This is a genomic window from Citrobacter sp. MGH103, from assembly GCF_001034475.2.
Taxonomy (GTDB): domain Bacteria; phylum Pseudomonadota; class Gammaproteobacteria; order Enterobacterales; family Enterobacteriaceae; genus Citrobacter; species Citrobacter freundii.
Genome location: NZ_CP073043.1, coordinates 1,534,520 through 1,557,511, shown reverse-complemented (window position 1 = coordinate 1,557,511; position 22,992 = coordinate 1,534,520). Strand labels below are relative to the sequence as shown.

Sequence of the window (22,992 nt, the reverse complement as noted above, 5' to 3'; positions counted from 1 at the left end):
AGGGCCGACTTTGCAGGAAATTACGGTGAGTTGCAAGCAAGGGTGCAGGTTGCGCCCTTGCTTGCGAGCAAACATTAACCTTCGTTGTGCATTTCAAGGTTTTCCGCTTCGTTCTGACGCAATACCGCTTTAGCATCATCATTACGCAGGGAGTCGAGGAAATCGAGATATTGCTGGTCGACGTCTTTGGTGACGTACACACCGTTAAACACTGAACATTCAAACTGCTGAATATCCGGATTCTCAGCACGGACAGCTTCAATCAGATCGTTCAGATCCTGGAAGATTAGACCATCTGCGCCGATTATCTGGCGAATCTCGTCCACTTCACGACCATGCGCAATCAGCTCCGTCGCCGTAGGCATATCGATGCCATAAACGTTCGGGAAGCGAATTTCCGGGGCGGCAGAAGCCAGATAAACCTTCTTCGCTCCGGCTTCACGCGCCATCTCGATAATCTGTTCTGAAGTGGTGCCGCGCACGATGGAATCATCCACCAGCAGCACGTTTTTATCACGGAATTCCGCACGGTTAGCGTTCAGCTTACGGCGTACTGATTTACGGCGCAGCTGCTGGCCCGGCATGATAAAGGTACGTCCCACATAGCGGTTTTTCACAAACCCCTGACGGTACGGCTTACCGAGAATACGGGCAATTTCCAGCGCGATATCGCAGGAGGTTTCCGGGATTGGGATTACTACGTCGATGTCCAGATCTTCCCACTCACGGGCAATTTTTTCGCCAAGCTTAGTCCCCATATTCACACGGGCGCTGTAGACAGAAATCTTGTCGATAAAGGAGTCAGGACGAGCGAAGTAAACGTATTCAAACAGACACGGATTGCTCACCGGGTTATCAGCACACTGACGGGTAAACAGCTGGCCTTTTTCGGTGATATACACCGCTTCGCCAGGGGCTACGTCGCGCAGGAATTCAAAGCCCAACGTGTCCAGCGCTACGCTCTCAGACGCCACCATGTACTCGGTACGGCCATCGCCAATATCGCGTTTGCCCATTACCAGCGGACGGATACCGTTAGGGTCGCGGAAGGCAACCATACCGTGACCGATAATCATCGCCACGCAGGCATAGGCGCCGCGAATCTGGCGGTTGGTTGCCGCAATGGCAGCAAAAATATTGTCGGCCTCCAGCGGGTAATGGCGGAAGTTATCCAGCTCGCTGGCGAAAATATTCAGCAGAATTTCAGAATCTGAAGTGGTATTGATGTGGCGGCGCTTTTCTTCAAACAGCTTTTTACGCAACTCATGCGCGTTGGTCAGGTTGCCATTATGGGCAAGCGTGATGCCATACGGTGAGTTGACGTAAAAAGGTTGAGCTTCGGAGGCGCTGGAGCTGCCAGCCGTTGGGTAACGCACATGACCGATGCCCATATTGCCCTGCAAACGCTGCATATGGCGCGCTTCAAAAATATCGCTCACCATTCCGTTTGCTTTACGCAAGCGGAAGCAGTTGTTGGCATCAATGGTGATGATGCCCGCAGCATCCTGACCACGATGCTGGAGCACCGTTAACGCGTCATAAATCGACTGGTTTACCGGCATAACACCGGCGATACCGACAATACCGCACATACGTCTTTTCCTCGTTCAGCAACGACCCAAAGTTTATACTTTGGGCAAGAAACTTGACGAGCTTTGCAGATAGTCAAAGAACCATCTGATGATGAAACTGAACTGCGGAATCAGCTGCGACTTACCCCAGTCTTCACTTTTCGACAGACCGGTAAAGGTATCGAGAAAGAACAGTATGGCGGCAACGATCAACGCTCCACGCAAAGCACCGAAGCAGATCCCCAACACCCTGTCGGTACCCGACAGTCCTGTTTTCTCTACCAGTTGGCCTATCACAAAGTTAACGATAGCGCCGACGATAAGTGTCGCGATGAACAGTATCGCGATAGCAATCCCATTTCGAACCAGTTCGTCTTCAAAGCCCGTAAACCAGACAGACAGGTAAGTGTAGTAATGGCTGGCGACAAAGAAAGCACAACCCCAAGTCACCAACGATAATGCTTCACGAACAAAGCCACGGATCAGGCTAACCAGACAGGAAAAACCAATCACCGCGATAATGGCGTAATCAATCCAGACCATATGTGTCCCACGATTTTACGCCCTGTCGTCCTGTTCGGGGCGCATTCTAACAGAAAAAGAAAACGTTTGCGTAGGGATTTCCTTTCCACGCGTAAATAAAAATGGCGCTGAAAAAATCTTCAACGCCATACCGTTTTATGCCTCTTCGGGCACTGCCGGATAGCGGTGAAAACACCGTATCCGGCCTGAATCAGAGCTGCGCCGTAAACAGCGCAATCCCTTAATTAGGGGTGTACCCCATCACGACGCCACTCAGACCAGAGATCTTCTGCAGCTCGCCCAGCGAGTTCTTTAGCTTATCTTTGGAGGCGTCCGGCCCGACGAGAATGCGGGTTATTTTACCCTGCACCGGCGTTGACGGGGAAGTATATACCCGGAAGCCCGCGCCACGAAGTTTACCCACGATCTCATTGACCTTATCCGCATTTTTCAGCGCACCGAGCTGTACAACGTACGCTTTGCCGGTTGGGGCTGGCGCTTCTTCAGCGGCCGGTTTCGGCGCTGGAGTCGGTGCCGGCGTCGGAGCGACGGCAACAGGCTGCGGTTTCGGTTTAGGTTTCGGTGGTTCCACAGGCGCAGGGACAGGATCTAATTCCGCGCTGTTTGCCGTCGTCAAACGTGATGGATCCAACGATGGCGCGGCAGCATCACCCGCACGCACCTCTTCTGCCGCCCCTTCCGGCGGCTGAGTCGGCAGCGCCTGCGTCGCTGCAGGCATCATGTCTGGTTCATCGCGATCACCGGGTTTAGGCACCAGTGGGATCGCTGCAAATTCATCCTGATAATGCTTTTTCTGCCCGTCAAGCAGCCCGGGAAGCACAATTACCCCGAGCGCGACTAGCACAATTGTGCCGACTAATCGATTCTGAAACTTACTCGCCACCGCTTCTCCCCACGTCTATTACTTCCATGACATGTGCGACAGTGTGAAAGGATCCACACACCAACACGGTATCTTCTGGCTTCGCCTCAGCAAGTGCTGCAGACCATGCCTGCGCCACGCTGTCATAAGCGTTGCCTTTGCCCAGGTGCTCCAGCAGTTGTTCTGCCGTTGCGCCACGCGGCCCTTCCAGGGGCGCACAGTACCAGACGTCAACCACGCTTTTTAACCAGGCTAACGTACCGGCAATATCTTTATCATGTAGCATACCGATAACCGCAAGTACACGCCCGCTTTTCACTAACTTTTTCAGACGTCCGGTCAGATACTCTGCCGCATGCGGATTATGGGCAACATCGAAAATCACTCGCGGCGACTCGCTCACAATCTGGAAGCGCCCCGGTAAAATCGCGCGTTCGATGCCGTCACGAATCGCCTGCTCGCTAACGTTCAGCCCGCTTGCGCGCAGCGCGGCCAGTGCGGTAGCAGCATTAGGTTGTGGCACCTGCGGCAACGGCAAATGCGCCAACGTTCCATGAGCATCCGTAAACGACCAGTCGTTCTCAGTGACCGCATAGCGCCAGTCCACGCCGCAGCGTTGCAAAATCGCCCCGCACTCTTGCGCGACATCCGCGATGGTGTAAGGCATTTCAGGTTCGCCGACGATAGCCGGTTTCTCTGCACGGAAAATGCCCGCCTTCTCACGACCAATACTTTCGCGATCCGGGCCCAGCCAGTCAGTATGGTCAAGCGCAATACTGGTGACTACAGCGACATCGGCATCGACGATATTGGTGGCGTCAAGGCGGCCGCCTAATCCCACTTCCAGAATAACGACATCCAGTTGGGCCTGTTTAAACAGCCAGAGTGCCGATAACGTACCGTATTCAAAGTAAGTCAGGGAAATATCACCACGAGCGTCTTCAATCTCAGCAAACGAGGCGGTATGGGCTGATTCCGGCAGTTCCCCCCCCTGCACGCGTACGCGTTCCGTGTAACGCACCAGATGAGGCGAACTGTACACCCCAACTTTATAGCCTGCCGCAGTCAGCACAGACTCCAGCGTACGACAGGTCGTGCCTTTTCCGTTGGTTCCTGCCACCGTAAACACAAATGGCGCGGGTTTCAATACACCCAGTTTGCGCGCTACCTGGCTTACGCGTTCAAGGCCAAGATCGATGGTTTTACTGTGCAGGTTTTCCAGATAAGAAAGCCACGACGCCAGGGGCGACGCGGCTTGAGGAATACGTTTATTGTCCATGATGCCTGTAATTTTATTACGTAGATTAAAGCAAAAGGCAGCGCCAGTTGGCCCTGCCCTTTTTTACTCGTCGTCTTTCAAGCTGCAGGTGTGTTGGCTGCTCTCGCTCACCCGAATCACTTGCCCGTGCAAGCTCATCGGGGTTCACTCTCTTTCCGCCTTCCTGCAACTCGAAATCCATAGAGTAAGTTATCAGGCTTCTGATTCCTGATCGGGTACCGGAGATACCACCTCGCCTTCACGCGGCTCATCCGGATTCGGCGCAGGAAGATTCATCAGCTTCGCCAGGATACTTGCCAGTTTCAGGCGCATTTCCGGACGGCGGACGATCATATCGATAGCGCCTTTTTCAATCAGGAACTCGCTGCGCTGGAATCCCGGCGGCAGTTTCTCACGTACGGTTTGCTCGATAACACGCGGACCCGCGAAGCCAATCAGTGCTTTCGGCTCTGCAATGTTGAGATCGCCCAGCATCGCGAAGCTTGCGGAAACACCACCCATTGTTGGGTCGGTCAGTACAGAAATATACGGTAAACCGCGTTCCTGCATTTTCGCCAGCGCAGCAGAGGTTTTTGCCATCTGCATCAGAGACATCAGCGCTTCCTGCATACGCGCCCCGCCAGAAGCGGAGAAGCAGATCAGCGGACAGTTGTCTTCCAGTGCCTGCTCAACGGCACGGACAAAACGCGCACCGACCACAGAGCCCATGGAGCCGCCCATAAACGCGAACTCGAATGCCGCAGCAACGACCGGCATACCATGCAGCGTGCCTTTCATCACCACCAGCGCATCTTTCTCGCCGGTTTCTTTCTGCGCAGAAGCCAGTCTGTCTTTGTATTTTTTAGAGTCACGAAACTTCAGCACGTCTTTCGGCTCAAGCTCGCTACCCAGTTCCACAAGAGAACCTTCATCTAACAGGCTATGCAGGCGATTGCGCGCCGACATGCGCATATGATGGTCACACTTCGGACAGACCTCAAGATTACGTTCCAGCTCAGCACGGTATAAAACCTGACCGCAGCTATCACACTTGGTCCACACCCCTTCAGGAATGCTTGCCTTGCGGGTGGGAGTAATGTTGCTTTTAATTCGTTCAATCCAGCTCATTGGTGACCTTTCTGCCTGAACCCTAGTCAGCTTTGTTATAAGGGGCGCATAATGCCATTTTTGCCCCTAACAGACCATGAATGTTGCACATTAAAACATAACAGCCCGAAACTTTGGATAAAAAAGTGGTCGAACCGCTGAGTTACTTTCTATTTTGCAGCCCGTGACGCAGCACGTTTATGGCGAATTACTTCAATCACCCCCGGCAATACGGAAAGGACGATAATCGCCACAATCAGTAATTTCAGGTTTTCCTGGACAATCGGCAGATCGCCGAACAGGTAGCCTGCGTAGGTGAACAACAATACCCACAGCAATGCACCTACGACGTTATACATCGCAAAGTGACGGTAGGACATATGTCCCATACCGGCAACAAACGGCGCAAATGTGCGCACGATAGGCACGAAACGCGCCAGGATAATCGTCTTACCGCCATGACGCTCGTAGAACGCATGGGTTTTATCCAGGTAGCTGCGGCGGAAAATTTTGGAGTTCGGGTTACTGAAAAGTTTTTCCCCGAACAATCGGCCAATCGTGTAGTTCACTGCATCGCCCACAATCGCCGCCACAATCATCAGCGCCACCATCAGATGAACATTGAGATCATTGGTCGGCAGCGCAGAAAGCGCACCAGCAACAAACAGCAGCGAGTCTCCCGGCAGGAATGGTGTCACCACCAGCCCGGTTTCGCAGAACAGGATCAGAAACAGAATCGCGTATACCCAGATACCGTATTCCGCGACCAGCTCCGCCAGGTGCACATCAATGTGCAGGATAAAATCAATAAGAAAGTAAATCAGGTCCATAGTTATGCCTTTATACGACTCAAATTAGTCCGCCAGAAATAGCGGGCCCATAGGCGGTTTTGGCAGGTCGAACCGGTCCGGGTAATCTACTGCAACCAGATACAGTCCTTCCGCTTTCGCCGTTGCCGCTGCCAGCGTTCTGTCCTTTGCCGCTAACAGTTCTGCTATCCAGCTCTCCGGCTGGTTGTTGGCGCCAACTTCCATCAGGCTGCCGACAATATTCCTGACCATATGATGTACAAAGGCATTCGCTTTAATATCCACCACCACATATGCACCGAAACGTTCGACGTTAATGTGCATCACGTTACGCCACGGTGTGCGCGACTGACACTGCACCGCCCGGAACGAGGTAAAATCATTTTCGCCAATCAGACACTGGGCTGCACGATGCATACGCTCAGCGTCCAGCGGTTCATAATAATGGGTTACCCCTTTACCCAAAACCGCAGGGCGCAACCGATGATTGTAGATGATGTAGCGATAACGGCGAGCCGTAGCGCTAAATCTGGCATGAAAATCATCAGGTACAGCTTTCACCCAGCGCACGGCGATGTCACCAGGTAAATTCGCATTTACCCCCAGTGTCCAGGCCGCATCTTTACGCTGGGCAGTGGTTTCAAAATGCACGACCTGCCCAGTGCCATGAACGCCCGCATCCGTGCGACCTGCACAAAAAACATTAATGCGTTCGTTCGCCACCTGAGAAAGCGCTTTTTCCAGTTTTTCCTGAACGCTACGCACTTCGTTCTGGCGCTGCCAGCCATAATATTTGCTGCCGTCATACTCAATGCCCAGCGCAATTTTATGGGTTGACGGCTGTTGCTGGTCAGACATTAGTACAGGTACTCCTGCACCAGTTTTTCCGCAATTTTCACCGCCATTAACGCGCCGCCAAAGCGTACGTTGTCTGCCACAGACCAGAACTGAACTTGCTCCGGCATACCGTAATCGTTATGCACGCAGCCAATAGAAAGGTGCGGCGTGCCCGATGCATCGCCAACCTGGGTCGGGAAGTCGGTTTCTTCCGACAACACCACGTCTTCGCCGCGTGAAAACGCATCACGTGCTTCTTCCGCCGCCAACGGGCGCAGAGCCTCAAAATTCACCATCTGCGCGTGGCCATAAAACACCGGGGACTGCACGATGCTGGCTGAGATAAGCAGACCGTCATCCTGCATAATTTTGCGCACTTCATCAACAATACGACGCTCTTCACGCACGCTGCCTTCGCGATCGGGCAGCAGCGGCAGCATATTGAACGCCAGCTGACGACCAAAGAAATCATCTTCGTCAATCGGGATGCCGTTAAGCAATTTCGCGCTTTGTCCGGCCAGTGCGTCTACGGCTTTTTTGCCGTGAGCGGAAGCCGAAATAATATTGGTCACCGTAATCCGTGACAGCCCGCCGTCATCAATCAATGGTTTCAGCGCAGACAGCAACTGGCTTGTCAGGCTGTTTGGTACCGCAATCACATTGCGGTTACGGTAATCCGCCAGCACGAACGGGTTAACGTCCGGAACCACCAGCGGAACGTCTGGTTCAAGCGCGAACAGACCGCTGCTGTCAATCACCAGGCAACCCGCATTTGTTGCTTCTTCTACCCATGCGGCGGTGGCTTCAGTGCCCGCAACAAAAAATGCCAACTGTGCCTGCGTCCAGTCAAAGTCTGCAACGTCCTGCACTATGACCGATTTACCGTTAAAACGCAGATGCTCACCGGCGCTTTCATTACGCGCCAGCGCATAAATTTCACCGACCGGGAACTGGCGTTCAGCCAGCGTATCGAGCAGGGCTTCGCCTACGGCGCCCGTTGCGCCCAGAATGGCAATATTCCAGCCTTCAGACATGGTGATTTACTCCAAGAAATACGTAAGCGTCCCTGTCGCATTATTCGACAGGGAGCATTAAGAAGACATTAATGTGCCGGATGATGAACAGCGTTAAAACCCAGCTTACACAATAAGGCAGCAGCCGTTGCGTCGTCACACATCACATATAAAGACGACCATTCACGACGCTCAAGGTAATTTTTACGCAGTTTATCAAACTCACCCGGAATTCCAGCGACTTTACGCAGCGGCGCATCATCGCGGCGCACATCATACACTAAATGCACCAGCCTTTTCAGCGTTGGCTGATCTAACGGGCCATGCAGGGTGATACGACCAAATTCCGGCGTGGGTAACAGGGTACTGAGCGCAACGTGCTGCTCGTGACCAATAAACTTACTATAGGCCTCAAAGACCTGCGTGGTGCCACGCGCTTTTCCTTCGAGGGTATACCCGGCAATGTGCGCCGTGCCGATATCGGCTTTCTCCAGCAACGCCACATTGAGATCCGGCTCTCCTTCCCAGACATCCAGCACAACGCTCAGCGACTGACCTGCATTCAGCCGGCTCAGCAATGCTGTATTGTCGATGACCGGCCCACGGCAGGCGTTGATCAGAATAGTGCCCGGCTTCAGTCGGCTAATCAGCGCATCATCCGCCATGTGCAGCGTTTTGTAGGGTCCGTCCTTAAACAGTGGCGTATGGAAAGTCAGCACATCGGCTTGCTCTACCAGTTCGTCCAGTGAGCGGAAATCGCCCTCGTCACCGCGATCGGCTCGCGGTGGATCGCACAGCAGCGTGCGGATCCCCAGCGCTTCCAGACGCGCCTGCAAACGCCCACCCACGTTGCCCACACCCACAATGCCTACGGTGCGATCGCGTAACGCAAACCCGTCACGCTCCGCCAGCATCAGCAACGCTGAAAAAACATATTCTACGACCGCTATCGCGTTACAACCGGGCGCGGCGGAAAAACCGATCCCCGCCTGTGCAAGCCAGGCGTCATCCACATGGTCTGTGCCAGCGGTTGCCGTACCGACAAATTTAACCGGTTTTCCGCCAAGCAGTGATTCATTTACTTTCGTCACCGAGCGCACCATTAAAGCATCCGCATCATCCAGTTCAGCAACGGGAATCGGACGACCGGGAACCGCTTTGACCTCCCCCAAACGACTGAACAGTTCGCGGGCATAGGGCATATTTTCATCAACGAGGATTTTCACGTCTTTCGCACCTGTTTGAGAACGAGAGTTAACCGGGCAAGTGTGCCATAATCTCGCCGCCAGGCATACTGCGAGACCTGGTCAGCACAGATTTAAGGAACAGAGATGATGCAGCCCATTTCAGGTACGCCCGCACGCCCTCCCGGCGAAGGCCAAAATGCCCCTTCCGCTGCGGGTGAACAACCGTTATCCACGCAACAACGTACTGTGTTGGAACGACTAATTACCCGTTTGATTTCACTCACCCAGCAGCAAAGTGCTGAGGTGTGGGCCGGAATGAAGCACGATCTGGGCGTCAAAAGTGATACTCCGCTGCAGTCACGTCACTTTCCAGCCGCTGAGCAAAACCTTAACCAACGGCTGGGAGTTGCTCAGCAAAATCATGTTAATCGTCAGGTGCTTTCGCAGCTCACTGAATTACTGAGCCAGGGAAATAATCGCCAGGCGGTGAGTGATTTTATCCGTCAGCAGTATGGGCAAACGGCACTCAGTCAGCTCACGCCTGAGCAGTTGAAGAACGTACTCACACTGCTGCAGCAAGGGCAGCTGTCGATACCACAGCCGCAGCAGCGCCCGGCAACCGATCGCCCGTTGCTCCCCGCAGAGCACAATACGCTGAACCAGTTAGTTACCAAACTGGCGGCGGCCACGGGAGAATCCGGGAAGATGATCTGGCAGTCGATGCTGGAGTTGTCTGGCGTAAAAAGCGGTGAGCTGATCCCTGCCAAACAGTTTACGCACCTGGTCACCTGGCTGCAGGCGCGCCAGACGCTCAGCCTGCAAAGCGCCCCGACGCTACAAACGCTCCAGGCTGCGCTGAAGCTGCCATTAGAGCCGAATGAGCTGACAGCAATAAAAGAGTACGCGCAGCAGACGTATCAGATCCAACCACAATCGATTCTGACCACGGTGCAGGTACAGGACTTGCTCAATCAAATTTTCCTGCGTCGCGTGGAACGAGAACGCGAGCTCAGCGATCCGCGTCATCTGCAACCCATTTACAGCCCGTTCGCGCCGATGATTGAAACGGTTAAATCTCTGTCGGCACGACCGGGACTGTTGTTTGTTGCATTGATGATTGCGTTAGCCATTTTCTGGCTGGTCGCTTAACCTTTACGCAGCGTAAGCAACGTTACAATAATCCCCACCACGGCTGATATCGCCCCGGCAAGGAACACTGAGGAATAACCGTACGCGGTAGCCAGCACCCCGGCGACCGGACCGCTTATGCCGTAGGAGATATCCTGAAATGCGGCGTAACCGCCCAGCGCCGTACCGCGAACCTGCGCGGGTACTCGCTTCACCACCTCGACGCCCAAGGCCGGGAAGATAAGCGAACACCCGGCCCCGGTTAATGCCGCTCCAAGCAGTGCAACCCAGGCTGTTGGGGCCTGCCACAACAGAATCAGTCCTGCGGTTTCCACCAGCAAAGAGACAACGGCAACCTTCACGCCGCCGAACCGGTCCGGCATCCAGCCAAACAGAATGCGCATCAGCACAAACGCCCCGCCAAACGCGGTCAGGGTGAACCCCGCCATCGTCCAGCCGTTGCTGACAAAATAGAGTGAAATAAATGTACCGATCACCGCAAAGCCAACGCCCTGCAGCGCCAGGCCCAGGCCCGGTTTCCAGATAAGCCCTACCACGCTCCATAACGAAGGACGTTCTCCTGCATGTGCAGGCACTTTACGCACGGTGCCGTTGAATGCCCATGCCAGCAGCGGTAATACCATCGTCGTCCCCGCCAGCGCCGCGAAGCCAAAGTGGCTGTGGATCAACAAGCCCAGCGGCGCACCGGCGGCCAGCGCGCCGTAAATCGCCATTCCGTTCCATGACATCACCTTACCGGAGCGTGTTGGGCCGACCAGCCCCAGCCCCCAGGTCAACGTTCCGGTGAGCAGTTGGCTTTCGCCAAAACCGAGGATCAAACGACCGACGATTAGCAACGCAAATTTTACGGGAACAGAAACAGGTAATAGCGCGGCTAAAAGCCACGCCGCACCCGCCAGCCCACAGGCAAACATCCCCTGTAGCGCCGAGCGTTTGGCACCATATTGATCGGCTAACCGCCCGGCGTAGCCGCGTGTTAATACCGTCGCCAGAAACTGTACGCCGACGGCGATGCCGACCATGGTATTGCCATAGCCCAGCTCCTGGTGCACAAACAGAGGAATGACGGGCAAAGGTAAACCGACCGTCATATAGGTCAGGAAAACCGCAAAAGCGATGCGAAACAGCGAAACGTTCGCCGAAGGTGTTTTTTCTTGTTGGGTTACAGCTGTCATGCGTTACTCCAAAATGCAGAGTAAGGCGAGGAATGCCCACGCCCCCTCTACCTGACTATCAGGATTAAGGTGCGTTGGATAACGTTAAACGCTTACGCATTATCAAGAGGATAATGTTGAAGCTGGAGTCTGCCTGCGAGTGCCCCCGACTGTCAACTGTGAAAGCACAGGTGCGTATATCAAAATGCTGACTTCTCTACAAACAAAAAGGGAAATACCGCATCAATGCCTTTCGCTCTGAACTTCCCGGTTACCTGCTCACGTTGATGCGGCGTCAGGAGTCGGAACATCATATCCCAAATCTCTTTAGGTTCGGCTTCCTGCGCGATATTGTGGTCTGGTGCTACTGTGTTCTCGTTTTCATTCAGATACGAGCGTACATACAGCGGAAACACTGAAATATGAAATTCCTCGGCCTTAGACTTCGCGCGCTTACGTTTGACACCCGCTTTTCCTTCACTGTAGGTATTTAAGCGCAAGCGTACAGCGGGTGCGCTTCTCGGAAACCCTGGCAATTCAAGACACTCCTTCACCGTGAACCACTCTTTTACCATCAGTTTCTTTCCTTTCTGCTGATGAAATAAAAATATTTTTTCTTTTCCGCGAAATTTCAAATTAATTCTGGCAATATTCCTACGATAAAAAGAAAGTAACGTTCTTTTGTCTTTCTAATTTATAACCTGAAAAATATCGGTGCCGATAACACATCTTCTTAGGATTACAGAATGGAACACAAAAGCCAAGACTGGCATCGTGCAGATATTAAAAGTGCACTGGAAAAAAGAGGTATTACGCTCAGAGAGCTTTCGCGTTCAGCGGGGTTATCTCCCGACTCTTTACGCAATGTATTTACCCGCAGTTGGCCTCGGGCGGAGCTGATCATCGCGCAGGCGCTTGAAACTACGCCGGACGTAATTTGGCCATCACGCTATCTCTCTAAATCAGAGAAACAACCCCCCAAAAAAAAATAACCATCAATTATAAATAAATTAATAAAAATTCATTCAACCAATTAATTTATATTAAAGGCTAATGTATTAAAGATATTAATAGCATTATCGGTCATTTTTATCAGTTTGAATCCTGTTAAAGAAATACACGTTGTTATTACATAATCAATTAACAGGAACATCGATGAGCTGGAATAAAACAACAGCAGTTAATCACGCTAAATCACACGCGGGGTCACATTCTCAAGGACGCTGTGCGGAATATACCCGCAAAGCCATTCAGGCAGGAGGCATCACTCTTGGGCATACTTATCATGCCAAAGATTATGGCCCCATGCTAAGAAGTGCCGGTTTCAGCCCCATCGGCACATTTGAACAGCCCCGGGCAGGAGATGTCATCATCATTCAGCCTTATGAGGGAGGAAACCCAAGCGGGCATATGGCGATATTTGACGGTCAGGCGTGGTACTCCGATTTTAGACAACGTGATATGTGGGCCGGACCTGGCTATCGGGCGGCAAAACCGTCATTTACTATTTACAGGAAACCATAATGAAATCGCTCTCGCTGGTTGCTCTGGTTTTGTTACTTTGCGGCTGCTCTGCGGCGCGCCACGACAGCTCCCGGGATGTAAAACTATTCTATCTCGCATGGATGTCCGCTTACACACAAGAGCGGGATACATCCGCACTCATGCAACGCTATGTGGCGAAAGACGTTATCAATCGTCTGGCTCTGATTGACAGCCTTTACGAGCAGGAAATACTGAATTCGGACTACTTTATGTACGTTCAGGATTACGATCCGGAGTGGATCCCGCTGTTACGGGTTAAACCCGCTCAGCCGTTTCTCGGTGGCGAAACGGTGGAAGTACAATTAGGCGGGCCGAGGGGAGAAGCCCCCATACAGCTGGAGGTGTATACGCGTTGGGAAGAAGGACGCTGGAAAATTTACCGCGTACGGGATCTGGACAATCAATTTGAACACCCTATCTACAGCGCCGGTGATATTGCACGCGCTAAAACCTGGTCCGCACAAATCGCGCCGGAATACGAAAAGATGAACAGATAAAAAAAGGGAGCCATCAGGCTCCCCTCTTGCATAATCTTTCAGTCTTACGCTTACAGCTTACGCATAACCAGCGTAGCGTTGGTGCCGCCAAAACCGAAGCTGTTAGACATAACAGTCGTCAGCGCCTGCTCGGTCGGTTTGGTCACGATGTTCAGACCTGCCGCCTGCTCGTCCAGTTCTTCAATGTTGATGCTTGGCGCGATAAAGCCGTGTTCCAGCATCAGCAGAGAGTAGATAGCTTCCTGAACGCCAGCCGCGCCCAGTGAGTGACCGGTCATGGCTTTGGTTGCGGAGATTGCCGGGCTGTTGTCGCCAAACACTTCACGAATCGCACCCAGCTCTTTCACGTCGCCTACCGGAGTAGAAGTACCGTGGGAGTTCAGGTAGTCGATCGGCGTGTCTACGCCGTGCATCGCCATCTGCATGCAACGTACTGCGCCTTCGCCAGACGGAGCAACCATGTCTGCGCCATCGGACGTTGCGCCGTAACCGACGATTTCCGCATAGATGTGCGCGCCACGTGCCAGCGCGTGTTCCAGCTCTTCAACCACGACCATACCGCCGCCGCCTGCAATAACGAAACCGTCACGGTTTGCGTCATAGGTACGGGAAGCTTTCGACGGATCGTCATTATATTTGGTAGACAGCGCGCCCATGGCGTCGAATTCACACGCCATTTCCCAGCACAGCTCTTCGCCGCCGCCAGCGAAAACGATGTCCTGTTTGCCCAGCTGAATTTGCTCTACCGCGTTACCGATACAGTGCGCGGATGTCGCACAGGCAGAGCTGATAGAGTAGTTTACGCCGTGGATTTTGAACGGCGTTGCGAGGCAGGCAGAAACGCCGGACGCCATCGCTTTGGTGACCACATACGGGCCAACCGCTTTCAGACCACGCGGGCTACGCATTGCGTCAGCACCGAACACCTGAAAACGCGGGGAGCCGCCGCCGGAACCTGCAATCAGGCCAACGCGCGGGTTGTTCTGGTAATCTTCTGCTGCAAGGCCGGCATCAGCCACTGCCTGTTCCATAGAAAGGAATGCATAGATGGATGCGTCGCTCATGAAGCGCACTACTTTGCGGTCAATGAGGCCAGTGGTATCCAGTTTTACGTTGCCCCATACGTGGCTACGCATGCCGGAGTCCTTCAGCTCCTGAGAGAAAGTGATCCCTGAACGTCCTTCACGCAGAGATGCCAGGACTTCCTGCTGGTTATTACCGATGCTGGAAACGATGCCCAAGCCAGTAATCACTGCACGTTTCATTCAATACCTCTGTAAGTCGCACTATTTTAAAGTTTCGAGTGGCACAATAGCGTACACTTGTACGCCGAACAAGTCCGATCAGCCATTTAATGTGGAAATTTGCGCAGCCAGGCACTCATCGCTAAGATCGGGGCACAGCCTGCCAGACGAGTAACTTACGTGAAACAATACGCTATACAACCTGCCAACCTTGAATTCAACGCTGAGGGTACACCTGTTTCCCGAGATTTTGACGATGTCTATTTTTCTAATGATAACGGGCTGGAAGAGACACGTTACGTCTTTCTCGGCGGGAATCATCTCGCCCAGCGATTCCCTGCGCATTCACGTCCCCTCTTCGTGGTGGCAGAAAGCGGGTTTGGCACCGGACTTAACTTCCTGACACTCTGGCAGGCATTTGCCGAATTCCGCGATACCCACCCTGACGCTACCCTGGAAAGATTACATTTCATCAGTTTTGAAAAATTTCCGCTGACGCGTGAAGATCTGACCTTAGCCCATCAGCACTGGCCAGAACTTGCCCCGTGGGCCACGGCGCTACAAGAGCAATGGCCGCTGCCGCTGGCGGGATGCCATCGCCTGCTCCTTGATGAAGGACGCGTCACGCTGGATCTGTGGTTTGGTGATATTAATGAACTGACCAGCAAGCTGGATGACTCCCTGAATCAAAAAGTGGATGCCTGGTTTCTGGACGGTTTCGCGCCGGCAAAAAATCCGGATATGTGGACGCCAACGCTGTTTAACGCAATGGCCCGTCTGGCTCGCCCCGGCGGCACGCTGGCGACCTTCACCTCAGCAGGCTTTGTGCGTCGGGGATTGCAGGAAGCCGGATTTACGATGCAAAAATGCAAAGGCTTTGGTCGCAAACGAGAAATGCTTTGTGGCGTAATGGATAAGACGCTGGCGCTCCCCTCCTCGGCACCCTGGTTTGCACGTACCGGAACAGATAAACGCGAAGCCGCCATTATTGGCGGGGGGATTGCCAGCGCATTGCTGTCGTTGGCGTTACTACGCCGCGGCTGGCAGGTCACGCTCTATTGCGCCGACGACAACCCAGCCGGGGGTGCATCCGGCAATCGCCAGGGCGCTCTTTATCCGCTACTGAGCAAGCATGACGCGGCCATTAATCTCTTTTTCCCCACCGCGTTTACTTTCGCCCGCCGGCTGTATGACGCCCTCCCCGTTGAGTTCGCGCATGACTGGTGCGGCGTGACGCAACTGGCGTGGGATGAGAAAAGCCAGCAAAAAATCGACCAAATGTTGTCCCTTGAATTGCCCGATGCGCTCGCCGTCGGGGTTGACGCAGAGCAGGTTTTACAAACGACAGGCGTAAAAACCGGATGCGGCGGGATTCAGTACCCCGCCGGAGGATGGCTATGTCCGGCACAGTTAACCGCCGCCGTATTCGACTATGCCGCAACGCTGGGATTACGCACCCGGTATCAACATACGCTGGCCTCACTGTCTCGACAGACAGAAAACTGGAAATTGGCGTTTGCCAGTGGAGCAACCGCCACTCACGCTGCGGTAGTTCTGGCTAACGGGCATCGCATTAACAGCGTTGAACAAACGCAGTCGCTACCGGTGTACTCCGTAGGCGGTCAGGTGAGTCACATTCCTGCTACGCCTTCGCTTTCAGCGCTGCGTCAGGTGCTGTGCTATGACGGCTACCTCACGCCGCACAACCCGCAAAACCAGCAGCACTGCATTGGTGCCAGCTATCATCGCGGAAGTGAAGAAACGGTGTATCGCGCTGACGATCAGCAGCAAAACCGTCAGCGCTTAATAGATTGTTTCCCGAATGCCGCGTGGGCAAAAGAAGTAGACGTTAGTGGCAATGCCGCCCGTTGTGGAGTGCGCTGCGCCACGCGCGATCACATGCCAATGGTCGGCAACGTCGCGGATTATGACGCCACGCTCAGCCAGTATGCCACTCTTGCCGAAGACAGAGAGCACGCCGTAAACGCCCCGGTTTATTCCGATTTATTTATGTTGGGTGCGCTGGGCTCGCGCGGGCTGTGTACTGCCCCGCTATGTGCAGAAATTCTGGCATCGCAAATGAGCGATGAACCTATCCCTATGGATGCCAGCACGCTGGCTGCGCTGAATCCGAATCGTCTGTGGGTAAGGAAGTTATTGAAGGGTAAAGCGGTGAAATAAGATACCATCTCATCATTGCCTGATGGCGCTACGCTTATCAGGCCAACAATCCCCGTCCACGTAGGCCGGATAAGACGCCTTCGCGTCGCCATCCGGCACAATCCACTGCAATTATTATTGCGTTGCCTTTTGAAATAAAGTGTCCCACATCTCTTTCACTAACGCCTGGTCACGCGGCGAGAGTTCGCCAGCGCTGATGGCTTTTTCCAGGCTGCTGGTCACATTGGCGTACAATGCCTCAGCGGAATGGTCCTCGCCAGCATCCAGCTCAGCCACAGCCAGCGTCAGGTGCCCACGCAAATAACCACTGGCAAACAACTCATCATCGCTGGCGTGCTCTACCATATCGTCGATTAATGCCAGAATGCGTGATTCAAACTCCGCGATCATCTTCTTTCCTCATTGTAAACGTGGCAGCGGCTTCAGTTGAGCGCTTCGGGCCACGGGAATTGTTCCGCCGTAAGTTCAGGCGTGTGATAATAATTCTGTAACGCGTTAATAAAACGCGCCGGACGTTCAGGGATCCCCTTTTCCAGGTACTCCATTACCTGAGCATGAACACGGCGCTGGAATACCACGCGGTCCGGTTCAAAGTCCCCTTCGAGGTTGTCGCAACTGACGTTAAACGGGTACCCCGCCGCCATGCAAAACAACCAGTCAAACGCCTGCGGCTTCACTTCCACATCTTCAAACTGGCATTGTGTCTTCGCGTCGCGTCCGTCCGGGCAGTACCAGTAACCAAAATCGACCAGCTCACGACGAGCTTTACCGGCGATGCACCAGTGTGAAATTTCGTGTAACGCACTGGCGTAGTAACCATGCGCAAAAACGATACGGTGATACGGTAATTCCGCATCCGCAGGAAGATAGATCGGTTCGTCGTCGCCTTTAATCAGACGGGTATTAAATTCATCGGCAAAGCAGCCGTTAAAAATCTCAATTAACTGTTCGTAGTGGTGCGTATTATTCATTAATTCATCCCCAGCCAGTGGAGAATCTCCTGTCCATGATTATCATAAAGTAGCTTGGCGCTCATCACGGCGGAGACAATAACGATCATTGGCCGAATGAGTTTTTGTCCTTTGCTGAGCACCAGTCGAGAGCCCATCCGCGCGCCAATAAACTGGCCAATGAGCATCACAAAACCTGTCGCCCAAATCACTTTGCCGCCGAGGGCAAACAACAACAACCCACCGATATTCGATGTGGCATTTAATACTTTGGCGTGGGCCGTCGATTTCGCCAGGTTGTATCCGCACAGCATGACAAAGGCCAGCGCGTAGAACGACCCTGCCGCCGGACCAAAAAAGCCATCGTAAAAACCGACGCAGCCTCCCGCCACCAGCGCGAAAGGTAAACCGTGCAATCGACGCTGTCGGTCCTCTTCCCCCACTTTCGGCATCAACAGAAAGTAAAGGCCAATACAGATAACCAGAACCGGCAGGATCTGGCGCAGAACATCTGACTGCACGTGCTGAACCAATAGCGCCCCGCTCATTGATCCGACAAACGTCATGAAGATATTGAGCTTCTGATCCGCCAGATTAACCACGCCACGACGAATAAAATAGAGGGAGGAAGAGATAGATCCCCCGCAGGCTTGCAACTTATTGGTCGCCAGCGCTTGCGCTGGTGGCATCCCGGCCGCCATCAATGCCGGGATGGTGAGTAGACCACCGCCTCCGGCCAGAGAATCAATAAAACCTGCCAGCATCGCCACAAAAAAAAGCACACCTAACAGCAGTGGCGACACCATAAACAGAGAGGCAAAATGATCCATTAGAGTACATGCTCGTCCAGTAGCGCCTGGCAGGAAGGCGGCAACGGCGGCGGTGTCTTCTTCTCAGGCTTGGTGGTTCCAGGTTTTGGAGGTTCGAACCAGCTTTGCAGCTCTGCGCCACAGCCGTCACCCGGTGGCGGTAACGGTTGATCTTCGCACTCAAGGCTGTCGGCAGGGCAACGTAACCGCACGTGCATATGCGCACGATGCTGGAACCATGGCCGCACTTTACGCAACCAGTCCCTGTCGGTCCCTGCATCCAGACAAAGTTGTTGCTTAATCGCCGGATTCACGAAAATACGCGTTACTTCATTATCTTTTGCAGCCAGCCTTACCAGGCTAAAAATCTCCGGTTTCCACAGTGATGGCACAACACGTTTGCCGTCCTGTGAGACCAGATCTAACGCCTGCGGCCGCAGCAGTTGCGACTGGGTCCAGCGCGTTTTCGGCAGTTGCAGGAAAATATCCACATCCAGTCCCGTCTGGTGGCTGGCGTGACCGCCATTGAATCGCCCACCGGCCGGCATACCCATATCGCCGATTAACACCGTGCCCAGCCCCTGACTATTAGCCTGATTACTCAGACGCTGGATAAACCTCACCAGATCCGGATGGCCAAAGTAACGACGCTGATCGGTGCGCATCACCTGATAATGTTCTGACTGTACAGGCAGCGTATCTGCGCCAACAATACAGCCATTGGAAAACGCGCCGATAGACTGCGCGCTGCCCGCAACCGGATGGGTAATTTTCTGCCAGGGCGTCGCCGCCAGACAGGCGGTACTGGCAAACAGAGCCAGCGCCGCAAGTGCCGTTTTTTTCATCTCTTACCAGCGTGGAATATCGGTCTTCACGTCCGCATTTTGCGCCCGCTGACGCAGCAGGTGATCCATCAATACGATCGCCAGCATCGCCTCGGCGATCGGTACGGCGCGGATCCCAACGCACGGATCGTGACGACCTTTAGTGATCATTTCGACTTCTTCACCAAAGCGGTTAATGGTGCGCCCTGGAACGGTAATACTGGACGTCGGTTTCAGCGCCATATGAGCAATGATTTGTTGCCCGCTGCTGATCCCACCCAGAATGCCGCCCGCATGGTTACTCTGGAAACCTTCTTTGGTGATTTCATCTCGGTTCTGGCTGCCACGCAGCGCAACAACGTCAAATCCGTCGCCAATCTCAACGCCCTTAACGGCGTTAATGCTCATCAGCGCATGGGCGATGTCAGCATCCAGGCGGTCGAATACAGGTTCGCCAAGACCCGCAGGCACACCGCTTGCAACAACGGTCACCTTCGCCCCGATGGAGTCGCCCTCTTTCTTCAGCCCGCGCATCAGTTCGTCCAGCGCTTCGAGTTTATCCGGGTCCGGACAAAAGAACGGGTTAAGTTCCACCTGGGACCAGTCTTTGATCTCCAAAGGAATATCACCCATCAGCGTCAGGCAACCACGAATCTCAACGCCGAACTTTTCCGCCAGATATTTTTTGGCAATCGCTCCGGCCGCCACGCGCATCGCTGTTTCACGTGCGGACGAACGTCCGCCACCACGGTAGTCGCGCAGGCCATATTTTTGCTCATAGGTATAGTCGGCGTGTCCTGGACGAAAAACGTCCTTAATCGCGCCGTAATCCTGTGAACGCTGATCGGTATTTTCGATCAGCAGGCCAATGCTGGTGCCAGTGGTAACGCCCTCGAACACCCCGGAGAGGATTTTCACCTGATCCGGCTCACGACGCTGCGTAGTGTAGCGCGATGTGCCAGGACGCCGTCTGTCGAGATCGTGCTGCAGGTCAGCTTCTGTCAGAGAAATGCCCGGCGGAACACCATCGACAATACAACCGAGCGCCAGCCCGTGTGATTCGCCGAAAGTGGTTACGCGAAAGAGTTGTCCAATTGTGTTTCCTGCCATCACGGCTCCGTTATGAGTGTTGTGTATGTGCGCGTGTAATTAGTCTTTATAAATGCTGAAGTGCTCACGAGCAGCAACTAACTGCTCTTTGGTCAGCATGAATACGCCGTCACCGCCGTTGTCGAACTCCAGCCAGGTGAACGGTACATCCGGATATTGCTCTATCAGATGTACCATGCTGTTTCCGACTTCACAAATCAGAATACCGTTATCTGACAGGTAGTCTGGGGCGTTCCCCAGAATGCGGCGGGTAAGTTTCAGCCCATCACTGCCGGACGCCAGACCCAGCTCAGGTTCGTGACGATATTCGTTTGGCAGATCGGACATATCTTCCGCATCGACATACGGCGGGTTGGTCACAATCAGGTCATACTGGACTTTCAGCAGATCGCGGAACAGATCGGAACGGATCGGCGTGACGTGATGGATCAGGCCGTGTTCTTCAATATTGTGTTCGGTCACCGCCAGTGCGTCAGTGGAGATATCCACCGCATCAACTTCGGCTTCCGGGAAGGCATACGCGCAGGCAATGGCAATACAACCGCTGCCGGTACACATATCGAGGATATGCTGCGGCTGCTCATTAATAAGACCCGCAAAGCGGTTATTGATAAGCTCGCCAATCGGTGAACGCGGAACCAGCACGCGCTCATCAACATAAAACTCATGCCCGCAGAACCAGGCTTTGTTGGTCAGATAAGCAACCGGAATGCGCTCGTTGACGCGGCGAATCACGCGTTCAACAATACGATGACGCTCGCTGGAGGTCAGACGCGCTGTACGCATGTCTTCCGGAATATCCAACGGCAAATAAAGTGACGGCAGCACCAGTTGTACGGCCTCGTCCCATGGGTTATCCGTGCCATGGCCATACCAGATGTTCGCCGCGCTAAAACGGCTGACCGCCCAACGCAACATGTCCTGAATGGTATGCAGTTCACTCACTGCTTCATCGACGAAAATTTTATCCACGTATTCCTCCAGGGCATGCTCGTATTAATTTCGGCGGCTAGTTTGCCACGAAGACGGCGATAAATCAGCATTCACACAGGGCCTGAGCGCGAAAATTGCGTTTTAAGCGATCGGATGCCCGCCGAGTCGGGTTAAACTAATGGAAAATAAAAGTTGAGACTCTCGAATGAAAAAGAAAACATCGCTCAGCGAGGAGGATCAGACGCTGTTTCGCCAGCTGATGACCGGCACGCGTAAAATTAAACAGGACACCATTGTTCACCGACCTCCACGTAAAAAAATTGCCGAGGTTCCGGTTAAAAGACTGCTACAGGAGCAAGCTGATGCCAGCCACTATTTCTCGGATGAGTTTCAGCCGCTGCTGAATACGGACGGCCCGGTAAGATACCTGCGTGCCGACGTCAGCCATTTCGAACTGAAGAAAATGCGCCGTGGCGATTACTCTCCGGAGCTGTTTCTCGATCTGCATGGGCTGACCCAGCAGCAGGCCAAACAAGAGTTAGGTGCGCTGATTGCCGCCTGTCGTCGTGAGCATGTATTTTGCGCCTGCGTGATGCATGGCCACGGAAAACATATTCTGAAACAGCAAACGCCGCTCTGGCTGGCCCAGCATCCGCACGTGATGGCTTTTCATCAGGCACCGAAAGAGTACGGTGGCGACGCCGCGCTGCTGGTGCTAATTGAAGTAGAAGAGTGGCTACCGCCCGAACTTCCGTGATGCAGAAAAACAGAAAGAGCCGCGTTTGCGGCTCTTTGCATTTTCGGATGAGGGCTGCGCCTTATCCGATACCAACCTTTTTAAATCGCTTTTGCCATTTTCAGGTTACACGGGCTCATCTGCCAGTTAAAAGTCCCCTTCCCGCTCTCATCAAGCGTTACGCTGGCAATCGCTGATGTGGTAAACATCGGCGGTGTTTCACCTGGGCAAAGCTCAGACACCAGATACCCCACTAAAGGCAAGTGAGAGATAACCAGTGCCGTGGCGATACCTTCATTGGCCAGAGCCTGTAAATAGGCACTGACCAGACCGACATCGCCGCAGGGAGTCAACTCCGGCAAAACATCCACACCGGTTGGCAGATTCATACATTCCCCCACCACATCCAGCGTTTGTTCGGCTCGTAGGAACGGGCTCACCAGAACACGTTCGATATCCACTTTTTGACCTTTCAGCCAGTTCGCCATCAGGCGAGATTCGTCACAACCACAGGAGGTTAAGGGACGAACCGAATCACTGGCGGCATCGAGGGCCGCGTCGCCGTGACGCATGATAAAAACTTGCATATTGCACCGCTTTTGTTAACCAGAATCACCAATACCTTTATTCACAGCCCCTATTGGCTGTGATAACGATATGGTGGCCGGCATTG

The 22,992-nt window shown here is 53.6% G+C and carries 25 protein-coding genes; 6 read left to right on the top strand and 19 right to left on the bottom strand.

The window, feature by feature from the left end:
* Positions 1-74: 74 nt before the first annotated feature.
* The 9 genes from purF to pdxB all read right to left on the bottom strand — a co-directional run bounded on the left by purF (position 75) and on the right by pdxB (position 9,226).
* Positions 75-1,592: an amidophosphoribosyltransferase gene (gene purF / locus SK33_RS07370; RefSeq protein WP_003028127.1), complete on the bottom strand. Its 1,518-nt coding sequence runs from the start codon at positions 1,590-1,592 to the stop codon at positions 75-77.
* 33 nt (positions 1,593-1,625) lie between these two features.
* Positions 1,626-2,114, bottom strand: coding sequence for a colicin V production protein (cvpA, locus tag SK33_RS07365; RefSeq protein ID WP_003028129.1), 489 nt, complete (start codon positions 2,112-2,114; stop codon positions 1,626-1,628).
* A 220-nt stretch (positions 2,115-2,334) separates the two neighbouring features.
* The gene (dedD, locus tag SK33_RS07360) at positions 2,335-2,997 is read right to left on the bottom strand and encodes a cell division protein DedD (RefSeq protein ID WP_048218334.1); all 663 of its coding nucleotides are present in this window, start codon (positions 2,995-2,997) and stop codon (positions 2,335-2,337) included.
* Positions 2,987-4,255, bottom strand: coding sequence for a bifunctional tetrahydrofolate synthase/dihydrofolate synthase (gene folC, locus SK33_RS07355; RefSeq protein ID WP_003839318.1), 1,269 nt, complete (start codon positions 4,253-4,255; stop codon positions 2,987-2,989). Before folC ends, dedD begins: the two co-directional genes overlap by 11 nt.
* A 192-nt stretch (positions 4,256-4,447) precedes the next feature.
* Positions 4,448-5,362 (bottom strand): acetyl-CoA carboxylase, carboxyltransferase subunit beta, encoded by a 915-nt coding sequence (gene accD, locus SK33_RS07350; protein ID WP_003839317.1) that lies wholly within the window; start codon positions 5,360-5,362, stop codon positions 4,448-4,450.
* 149 nt (positions 5,363-5,511) lie between these two features.
* On the bottom strand, positions 5,512-6,171 hold the full coding sequence (locus SK33_RS07345) for a DedA family protein (protein ID WP_003028140.1): 660 nt from the start codon (positions 6,169-6,171) through the stop codon (positions 5,512-5,514).
* A 24-nt stretch (positions 6,172-6,195) separates the two neighbouring features.
* Positions 6,196-7,008: a tRNA pseudouridine(38-40) synthase TruA gene (gene truA, locus SK33_RS07340; protein ID WP_003028142.1), complete on the bottom strand. Its 813-nt coding sequence runs from the start codon at positions 7,006-7,008 to the stop codon at positions 6,196-6,198.
* Entirely contained in the window at positions 7,008-8,021 is a 1,014-nt protein-coding gene (locus SK33_RS07335) for an aspartate-semialdehyde dehydrogenase (protein ID WP_003028144.1), read from the bottom strand. The genes truA and SK33_RS07335 overlap by 1 nt, the downstream gene beginning before the upstream one ends.
* A gap of 68 nt (positions 8,022-8,089) precedes the next feature.
* Positions 8,090-9,226: a 4-phosphoerythronate dehydrogenase PdxB gene (gene pdxB / locus SK33_RS07330; RefSeq protein WP_048218336.1), complete on the bottom strand. Its 1,137-nt coding sequence runs from the start codon at positions 9,224-9,226 to the stop codon at positions 8,090-8,092.
* A 108-nt stretch (positions 9,227-9,334) separates the two neighbouring features.
* Between pdxB and flk the strand changes: the two genes are divergently transcribed.
* Entirely contained in the window at positions 9,335-10,336 is a 1,002-nt protein-coding gene (gene flk / locus SK33_RS07325; RefSeq protein WP_003845068.1) for a flagella biosynthesis regulator Flk, read from the top strand.
* Here flk and SK33_RS07320 read toward each other — a convergent pair.
* Together SK33_RS07320 and SK33_RS07315 are read right to left on the bottom strand one after the other, a co-directional pair.
* Positions 10,333-11,511 (bottom strand): MFS transporter, encoded by a 1,179-nt coding sequence (locus tag SK33_RS07320; RefSeq protein ID WP_032949703.1) that lies wholly within the window; start codon positions 11,509-11,511, stop codon positions 10,333-10,335. The two genes, flk and SK33_RS07320, sit on opposite strands and share 4 nt — an antisense overlap.
* 179 nt (positions 11,512-11,690) lie before the next feature.
* Complete coding sequence (locus SK33_RS07315) at positions 11,691-12,065, bottom strand: hypothetical protein (protein ID WP_032949704.1); 375 nt, start codon at positions 12,063-12,065, stop codon at positions 11,691-11,693.
* Positions 12,066-12,236: 171 nt separating this feature from the next.
* Here SK33_RS07315 and SK33_RS07310 point away from each other — a divergent pair, with 171 nt between their 5' ends.
* From SK33_RS07310 to SK33_RS07300, 3 genes are all read left to right on the top strand, one after another.
* Complete coding sequence (locus SK33_RS07310; protein WP_048218338.1) at positions 12,237-12,482, top strand: helix-turn-helix domain-containing protein; 246 nt, start codon at positions 12,237-12,239, stop codon at positions 12,480-12,482.
* A 163-nt stretch (positions 12,483-12,645) separates the two neighbouring features.
* A complete protein-coding gene (locus SK33_RS07305) occupies positions 12,646-13,014 on the top strand; it encodes a hypothetical protein (RefSeq protein WP_048218339.1) in 369 nt (122 codons plus the stop codon).
* Positions 13,014-13,532, top strand: a complete 519-nt coding sequence (locus SK33_RS07300; RefSeq protein WP_048218340.1) for a YbjP/YqhG family protein — start codon at positions 13,014-13,016, stop codon at positions 13,530-13,532. Before SK33_RS07305 ends, SK33_RS07300 begins: the two co-directional genes overlap by 1 nt.
* Before the next feature lie 50 nt (positions 13,533-13,582).
* Here the strand turns inward: SK33_RS07300 and fabB are convergent, their stop codons facing one another.
* A complete protein-coding gene (fabB, locus tag SK33_RS07295) occupies positions 13,583-14,797 on the bottom strand; it encodes a beta-ketoacyl-ACP synthase I (RefSeq protein WP_003028160.1) in 1,215 nt (404 codons plus the stop codon).
* Positions 14,798-14,956: 159 nt separating this feature from the next.
* Here fabB and mnmC point away from each other — a divergent pair, with 159 nt between their 5' ends.
* Positions 14,957-16,957: a bifunctional tRNA (5-methylaminomethyl-2-thiouridine)(34)-methyltransferase MnmD/FAD-dependent 5-carboxymethylaminomethyl-2-thiouridine(34) oxidoreductase MnmC gene (gene mnmC, locus SK33_RS07290; protein WP_032949706.1), complete on the top strand. Its 2,001-nt coding sequence runs from the start codon at positions 14,957-14,959 to the stop codon at positions 16,955-16,957.
* 114 nt (positions 16,958-17,071) lie between these two features.
* Here the strand turns inward: mnmC and SK33_RS07285 are convergent, their stop codons facing one another.
* The 6 genes from SK33_RS07285 to prmB are packed head-to-tail and all read right to left on the bottom strand — an operon-like array spanning position 17,072 to position 21,622.
* Positions 17,072-17,347, bottom strand: coding sequence for a YfcL family protein (locus tag SK33_RS07285; protein ID WP_003028163.1), 276 nt, complete (start codon positions 17,345-17,347; stop codon positions 17,072-17,074).
* Positions 17,348-17,379: 32 nt separating this feature from the next.
* Positions 17,380-17,928, bottom strand: coding sequence for an elongation factor P hydroxylase (locus SK33_RS07280; RefSeq protein ID WP_003834819.1), 549 nt, complete (start codon positions 17,926-17,928; stop codon positions 17,380-17,382).
* Positions 17,928-18,737 (bottom strand): sulfite exporter TauE/SafE family protein, encoded by an 810-nt coding sequence (locus SK33_RS07275; protein ID WP_003028167.1) that lies wholly within the window; start codon positions 18,735-18,737, stop codon positions 17,928-17,930. Before SK33_RS07275 ends, SK33_RS07280 begins: the two co-directional genes overlap by 1 nt.
* On the bottom strand, positions 18,737-19,561 hold the full coding sequence (gene mepA, locus SK33_RS07270; protein WP_003028168.1) for a penicillin-insensitive murein endopeptidase: 825 nt from the start codon (positions 19,559-19,561) through the stop codon (positions 18,737-18,739). The genes SK33_RS07275 and mepA overlap by 1 nt, the downstream gene beginning before the upstream one ends.
* Positions 19,562-19,564: 3 nt before the next feature.
* Positions 19,565-20,650, bottom strand: coding sequence for a chorismate synthase (aroC, locus tag SK33_RS07265; protein WP_048218342.1), 1,086 nt, complete (start codon positions 20,648-20,650; stop codon positions 19,565-19,567).
* Positions 20,651-20,689: 39 nt separating this feature from the next.
* Positions 20,690-21,622 carry a 50S ribosomal protein L3 N(5)-glutamine methyltransferase gene (gene prmB, locus SK33_RS07260; RefSeq protein ID WP_003028173.1) on the bottom strand — a complete coding sequence of 311 codons (933 nt, stop codon included), beginning with the start codon at positions 21,620-21,622 and terminating at the stop codon, positions 20,690-20,692.
* 166 nt (positions 21,623-21,788) lie between these two features.
* Here prmB and smrB point away from each other — a divergent pair, with 166 nt between their 5' ends.
* Positions 21,789-22,340 carry an endonuclease SmrB gene (smrB, locus tag SK33_RS07255; protein ID WP_003839296.1) on the top strand — a complete coding sequence of 184 codons (552 nt, stop codon included), beginning with the start codon at positions 21,789-21,791 and terminating at the stop codon, positions 22,338-22,340.
* A gap of 80 nt (positions 22,341-22,420) precedes the next feature.
* Here smrB and sixA read toward each other — a convergent pair whose 3' ends face one another.
* Positions 22,421-22,906: a phosphohistidine phosphatase SixA gene (gene sixA, locus SK33_RS07250; RefSeq protein ID WP_003028179.1), complete on the bottom strand. Its 486-nt coding sequence runs from the start codon at positions 22,904-22,906 to the stop codon at positions 22,421-22,423.
* Positions 22,907-22,992: the final 86 nt, after the last annotated feature.